The 5,597-nt window shown below is 70.9% G+C and carries 5 protein-coding genes and 1 pseudogene; 2 read left to right on the forward strand and 4 right to left on the reverse strand.

Annotation, left to right across the window (positions count from 1 at the left end; all coding sequences use genetic code 11):
- From B2W70_RS16735 to B2W70_RS16750, 4 genes and pseudogenes are all read right to left on the reverse strand, one after another.
- Positions 1-424, reverse strand: a pseudogene (locus tag B2W70_RS16735) (hypothetical protein); the annotation flags it as partial.
- 25 nt (positions 425-449) lie between these two features.
- A complete protein-coding gene (locus B2W70_RS16740; protein WP_286747391.1) occupies positions 450-1,385 on the reverse strand; it encodes an ABC transporter permease in 936 nt (311 codons plus the stop codon).
- An 11-nt stretch (positions 1,386-1,396) separates the two neighbouring features.
- Positions 1,397-2,224, reverse strand: a complete 828-nt coding sequence (locus tag B2W70_RS16745; RefSeq protein WP_286747393.1) for an ABC transporter ATP-binding protein — start codon at positions 2,222-2,224, stop codon at positions 1,397-1,399.
- Positions 2,225-2,334: 110 nt separating this feature from the next.
- Positions 2,335-3,855 carry a PLP-dependent aminotransferase family protein gene (locus B2W70_RS16750; protein WP_286747394.1) on the reverse strand — a complete coding sequence of 507 codons (1,521 nt, stop codon included), beginning with the start codon at positions 3,853-3,855 and terminating at the stop codon, positions 2,335-2,337.
- A gap of 174 nt (positions 3,856-4,029) precedes the next feature.
- Between B2W70_RS16750 and B2W70_RS16755 the strand changes: the two genes are divergently transcribed.
- The gene (locus B2W70_RS16755) at positions 4,030-5,394 is read left to right on the forward strand and encodes an aspartate aminotransferase family protein (protein WP_286747396.1); all 1,365 of its coding nucleotides are present in this window, start codon (positions 4,030-4,032) and stop codon (positions 5,392-5,394) included.
- Positions 5,395-5,426: 32 nt separating this feature from the next.
- Positions 5,427-5,597 (forward strand): aldehyde dehydrogenase family protein (locus B2W70_RS16760; protein WP_286747412.1); only part of this gene is annotated, 171 nt, incomplete at its 3' end.

The raw sequence follows: 5,597 nt of genomic DNA on the forward strand, positions 1-5,597 counted from the left end.
TGACCCCGCTCAGCAGCACCAGCGCCAAGGTGGCGAGCCAGTAGCCGCCAGCGACCACGCGGGTGTCGTCGCTCGGGGCCAGGTGAACGAGGCCGGCGCCGCCCAGCAAGGCGAGCGCGCTCAACAGGGCCGTGGCGGGCAGCCCAGGCGAAGGCCACAGGGCGCGCAGGGCTGCCAGCGCCAGGGCGCAGGGCGTGAGCAGCTGCCACAGCGTGTCGGCGAGGCCATCGGCCTGCCACCAGGCGCGTGGCTGCAAGGTGAAGTCGCCCGGGTCGACCTGCATGAGCGGCGCGGTGAGCGCCAGCAGCACGAGGGCCAGCGCCAGCACCGCGAGCACGGCGCCGGGGGCGGCGGGCCGTGGGGCGGGCGTGGGGTGGGCGATGCTTGGGGCGCTCGGGGCGCTTGAGGTGGTGCGGGTGGGCATGTCGGTGTCCCGTCGGTGCGTTGGGTCAGCGCACCGCGCCACGGTGGCGCAGCGCCAGGCGCTCGAGCCCGCTGACCGCTGTGGTCAGCAGCACGCCTAGCACGGTCGCCATCAGCAGGGCCGACCAGATCTGCACCGTGTTGCCGTCGTACGAGCTCGTCAGCAGGCGCGCGCCCAGCCCGGCCTGCGCGCCGGTGGGCAGCTCGGCCACGATGGCGCCCACCAGCCCGGCGGCCACGGCCACGCGCAGGGCCGGGAACAGGTAAGGCAAGGCAGACGGCAGGCGCAGCAGCCACAGGCCCTGCCAGCGCGTGGCGGCGTAGGTGTGCAGCAGCTCGCGCTCGATGGCCTGGGGCGCGCGCAGGCCCTGCACCATCGCCACCGTCACCGGGAAGAAGCACAGGTACATCGCGATCACGGCCTTGGGCAAGACGCCGGTGAAACCCAGGCTGCCAAGCACCACCAGCACGATGGGCGCAATGGCCAGCACCGGCACCGTCTGCGAGGCGACGATCCAGGGCATGAGGGCGCGCTCCAGCGTCACCGAATGCACGATGCCGATGGCCAGCAGCGCGCCCAGCAACGCCCCGAGCACGAACCCCAGCAAGGTCGCCTCGGCGGTGACACGGGCGTGAAAGATCAGGCTGCGCGGGTGGTCGATGGGCCAGTCCAGCAGGCTGTGCCAGGTGTCTTGTGCGATCTGGTGCGGGGCAGGCAGGATGGGGCGGGCCATGGACCAGGTGGTCTGCACCAGTTCGGTGGCCGTCCACGGGGCATCGGGGCCGCCCAGGTGGCGCTCGATGGCGCCGGGTGCGTTCAGCGCGATGGCCAGCGCGTACCAGAGCAGCATCAAAACGGTGAGCACACACGCCACCGGCAGCAAGCCTTGCGCGCGAAGCCAGCCCGTGCCGCCTGGTGCGCGCAGACCGCTGGCGCTGGAGGGGGGAGATGCGCTGGACACCGTTCGCGCCCTCAGTGGTGGCCGTCGGCCAGGGCTTCGCGCACCTCGTGCGCCAGCGCCATGAACTCGGGCGTGTCGCGCATGGCCAGCGTGCGCTCGGCGGGCAATGGCGAGTCGATGACCTTGACGATGCGACCCGGCCTCGGCGACATCACCACGATGCGCGTCGACAGGTAGACGGCTTCCGAAATCGAGTGCGTCACGAAGACCACGGTGCGCTGCTCGTGCCGCCACAGCTGCTGCAGCTGCGCGTTGAGGTCGTCGCGGGTGATCTCGTCGAGCGCGCCGAAGGGCTCGTCCATCATCAACAGCTTGGGCTCGAAGCCCAGCGCCCGCGCGATGGACACGCGTTGCTGCATGCCACCCGAGAGCTGCCACGGGTGCTTGCGCTCGAACTGCTCCAGGCCCACGCGGGCGAGCTGGGTGCGTGCGATCTCGCGCGCCTCGTCGGGTGGCCTGCCTTGCAGCTCCAGCGGCAGCATCACGTTGGAGAGCACCGTGCGCCACGGCAGCAAGGCCGCAGCCTGGAAGACGTAGCCGTAGGCGCGGGCCAGGCGCGCGTCGTGCGGCGTGCGGCCGTTGACCAGCACCTGGCCCGAGGTGATGGGTTCGAGGTCGGCGATCACGCGCAGCAGCGTGGTCTTGCCGCAGCCCGAGGGCCCGATCAGCGACACGAACTCGCCCTGGCGGATGTCGAGGCTGACCTCGTGCAGCGCCCGCACCGGGGCATCGGGCGCCGGGTAGGTCACGCTGGCGGCGTTGACCTGCACGACGGAGGGGCCGAACCCCGGGCGGCTGACCGAGGCGGTGGGGCGGGCGGGCATCGGGGACGCGTTCATGTCGGGGCCAGAAAGTTGACCGGGTGGTCAGGTTTTCATGGCGGACTTCATGCGAGTTCTGTGCCAACACGCAGGGCACGGCCTGCACCGCTTTGGTGGGTGCGCGGTGTTCAGGGCCTGGGAAAGCGCTTGGACACGCGTTGCAGAAAGCGCATCAGCTGTGGGTCATTGGCGTGCGCCACGTTGAATCGGAACCAGCCCGTGGGGCGCTGGTCGAGCATGAAGTAGTCGCCTGGCGCCAGCGCGATGCCCTCGGCCAGGGCCTCTTGCGCCACCTGACGCGCCATCGAGGCCCGATCGGGCTCGTCCACGTCAGGCCAGCCCGCGCACACGTACAGCCCGCTGTCCGGCACGGCCAGCGGCGCCATGCCGACGTCGAGCAGCGCCTCGACCACGCGCTCTCGCGAGGTGGCCAGGCGGTGGCGGATGCGCTCGAGGTAGCGCCGGTGCCCCGGGTCGGCCAGCACGCGCGCGGCGGCCCTCTCGTTGATCTCGGAGGTGGTCAGGCCGCAAGCCATCTTCACGCGCGCCAGCGGCTGCACCAGCGCGGGCGGGCAGGCCACGTAGCCCACGCGGATGGCCGGCGCGATGGTCTTGGAAAAGCCACCCAGCGTCAGCACCCGCTGCAGGCCATCGAGCCCGGCCAGCGAAGGCGCGTGCGGGCCGTCGAGGTCGCGGAAGATGTCGTCCTCGATCACCCACAGGTCGTGGCGCTCGGCCAGGGCCAGGATCCGGTGCAGCTGCTGCAGCCGCAGCGTGGTCGACAGCGGGTTGTGCCCCACCGTGGTGATGAACATGGCACGCGGGCGGTGCGCCAGGGCCAGTCGCTCCATGGCGTCGAGGTCCAGGCCCTGCTCGTTGCGCGCCACGCCGATGGGGTTCAGGCCATGGCAGCGCAACTGCGCGTGCAGGTTCCAGTAGCCGGGCTCTTCCACCAGCACGCTGTCGCCGGGGCGCAGCAAGCCCATCATCACCAGCTCGAAGCCATGCGTGACGCCGTGCGTGAGGATGAGCTGGTTGGCGTGCACAGGCCCCAGCCGCTCGCCGAGCTCTCGGGCCAGCAGCTGGCGCAGGCCGGCATAGCCCAGCGGGTGGCCGTAGCTGGCCAGGTGCTCGCCAGCGATGCGCGTGGCCTGGCGCAGCGCGGCGTGGAAGTCGTTTTCGGCGTACCAGCTCAGCGGCAGCCAGCCGCAGCCGGCGGCCAGCAGGTCGCGTCCTTGCGCGAACATGTTCAGGCTCAGCCAGTCGTCGCTGACCTGGGTGGACAGCGCCAGCTCGCGCGGGCTGCGCCGAGCGGCCAAGCGACTGGACTGCACGAAGTAGCCCGCCCCCTGGCGCGAGGCCAGCACCTGGCGCGCGACCAGGCCCGAGTAGGCCTCGGCCACGGTGAAGGTGCTCACGCCCAGCCGCGCGGCCATCTGCCGCACGGAAGGCAGGCGGGTGCCAGCGCGCAAGGCGCCTTCGGCCACGGCCTTTTCCACCGCCCCGGACACCAGCGTGACCAGGCTCGGTTCGCTGCGCACGCGGGTGTGCGCCGAGCGCTCGGCCCGCTCACCCAGGTCGGCCTGCAGCGATGCAAGCCAGTCGGCTTCGGCGGGGTGTCGGGTTCTGTCAGGGCGTGGCGATGGCATGGGCTGACTGTACAGGTCATGATGACTGCACGGCAGGTGTATTCAAGCAATCCGTTTGCCAGTTTGATGCGCTCGCGTCATGCCGACGCCGGGCCGGGCGTGCCTACGATGGGCGTCAGGCCTTGGCCCAGCGGCGTCCCGCTGTCACCCGAGGCCCTCACCGAGGTCCACCCGATGCCCTTCAACCCCGCCACCGAAACCGCCGACCCGGCCACCCTCGACGGCCTGGCCCAGACCTGGTTGCCCTTCACGCCCAACCGCTATTTCAAGCGGCACCCCAAGGTCGTGGTCGGCGCCAGCGGCGCGCACTACCGCACGTCCGATGGCCGCGAGCTGTTCGACGCGCTCTCGGGCCTGTGGTGCTGCCCCATCGGCCACGCTCACCCGCGCGTGGTCGAGGCCCTGAGTCGCCAGGCCGCTGAACTTGACTACGCCCCGGCCTTCCAGGTGGCGCACCCAGGCGCGCTCAAGCTGGCAAGGCGCATCACCGAGCTGGCCCCTGCCGGCCTGGGCAAGGTCTTTTTCACCAACTCGGGCTCCGAGTCGGTCGACACGGCCATCAAGATGGCCATTGGCTACCACCGCCTGCGCGGCGAGGGCGGTCGCCACCGCATCATCGGCCGCGAGCGCGGCTACCACGGCGTGGGTTTTGGCGGCATCTCGGCCGGCGGCATGGTGGCCAACCGCAAGATGTTCGGCTCGGTCATGCTGCCGGGTGTCGATCACCTGCCGCACACCTGGTCGCCCCAGCACATGGCCTTCTCCAAGGGCCAGCCGACCTGGGGCACGCACCTGGCCGACGAGCTCGAGCGCCTCATCGGCCTGCACGACGCCAGCACCATCGCCGCCGTCATCGTCGAGCCGGTGCAAGGCTCGACCGGTGTCATCGTGCCGCCCGTGGGCTACCTGCAAAAGCTGCGCGAGACCTGCACCCGCCACGGCATCTTGCTGATCTTCGACGAGGTCATCACCGGCTTCGGTCGCCTGGGCACGGCCTTCGGCGCCCAGCGCCTGGACGTCACGCCCGACCTCATCACCTTCGCCAAGGGCATCACCAACGGCACGGTGCCGATGGGCGGCGTCATCGTGCAGGGCGACATCCACGACACCTTCATGGGCGTGCAGGCGCCCGAGTACGCCGTCGAGTTCATGCACGGCTACACCTACTCGGGCCACCCCATGGCCTCGGCCGTGGGCCACGCCGTGCTCGACGTGCTGCTGGGCGACGGCCTGATCGAGCGCGCCCGCAGCCTCGAGCCCGTGCTCGAAGAAGGCCTGCACAGCCTGAAAGGCGAGCCCGGCGTCACCGACATCCGCAACTTCGGCTTCTGCGGCGCGGTCGACCTGCAGAGCTGGCCCGGTCAGCCCGGCCGCCGCGCATTGCGCGTCTTCGAGATCGCGATGACGATGGGCGTGCTGCTGCGCTTCACCGGCGACACCATCGCCATGGGCCCGCCCTTCATCGCCACCCACGATGAGCTGCACAAGATGGTCGACGTGCTGCGCAGCGCCATCCGCCTGACCGCCGACCCGCAATGAGACCCCACACGGAGACACACACGGAGACACGCATGTACGAAGTTCACCACCACATCGGCGGCCGCGTTCAGCCCTCGACTTCCGGCCGCCGCGCCGACATCTTCAACCCCGCACTGGGGCGCGTGCAGGGCCGGGTCGACCTGGGCACCGTGCAGGAGCTCGATGCCGCCGTGGCTGCAGCGCAGGCCGCCTTCCCCGCCTGG

The organism is Aquabacterium sp. UBA2148 (assembly GCF_002328915.1).
GTDB lineage: Bacteria > Pseudomonadota > Gammaproteobacteria > Burkholderiales > Burkholderiaceae_C > Aquabacterium > Aquabacterium parvum.

Coding starts and splice junctions, on each gene's coding strand:
- B2W70_RS16745 (WP_286747393.1), bottom strand. CDS start 2,224: ATGAACGCGTCCCCGATGCCCGCCCGCCCCACCGCCTCGGTCAGCCGC.
- B2W70_RS16755 (WP_286747396.1), top strand. CDS start 4,030: ATGCCCTTCAACCCCGCCACCGAAACCGCCGACCCGGCCACCCTCGAC.
- B2W70_RS16750 (WP_286747394.1), bottom strand. CDS start 3,855: ATGCCATCGCCACGCCCTGACAGAACCCGACACCCCGCCGAAGCCGAC.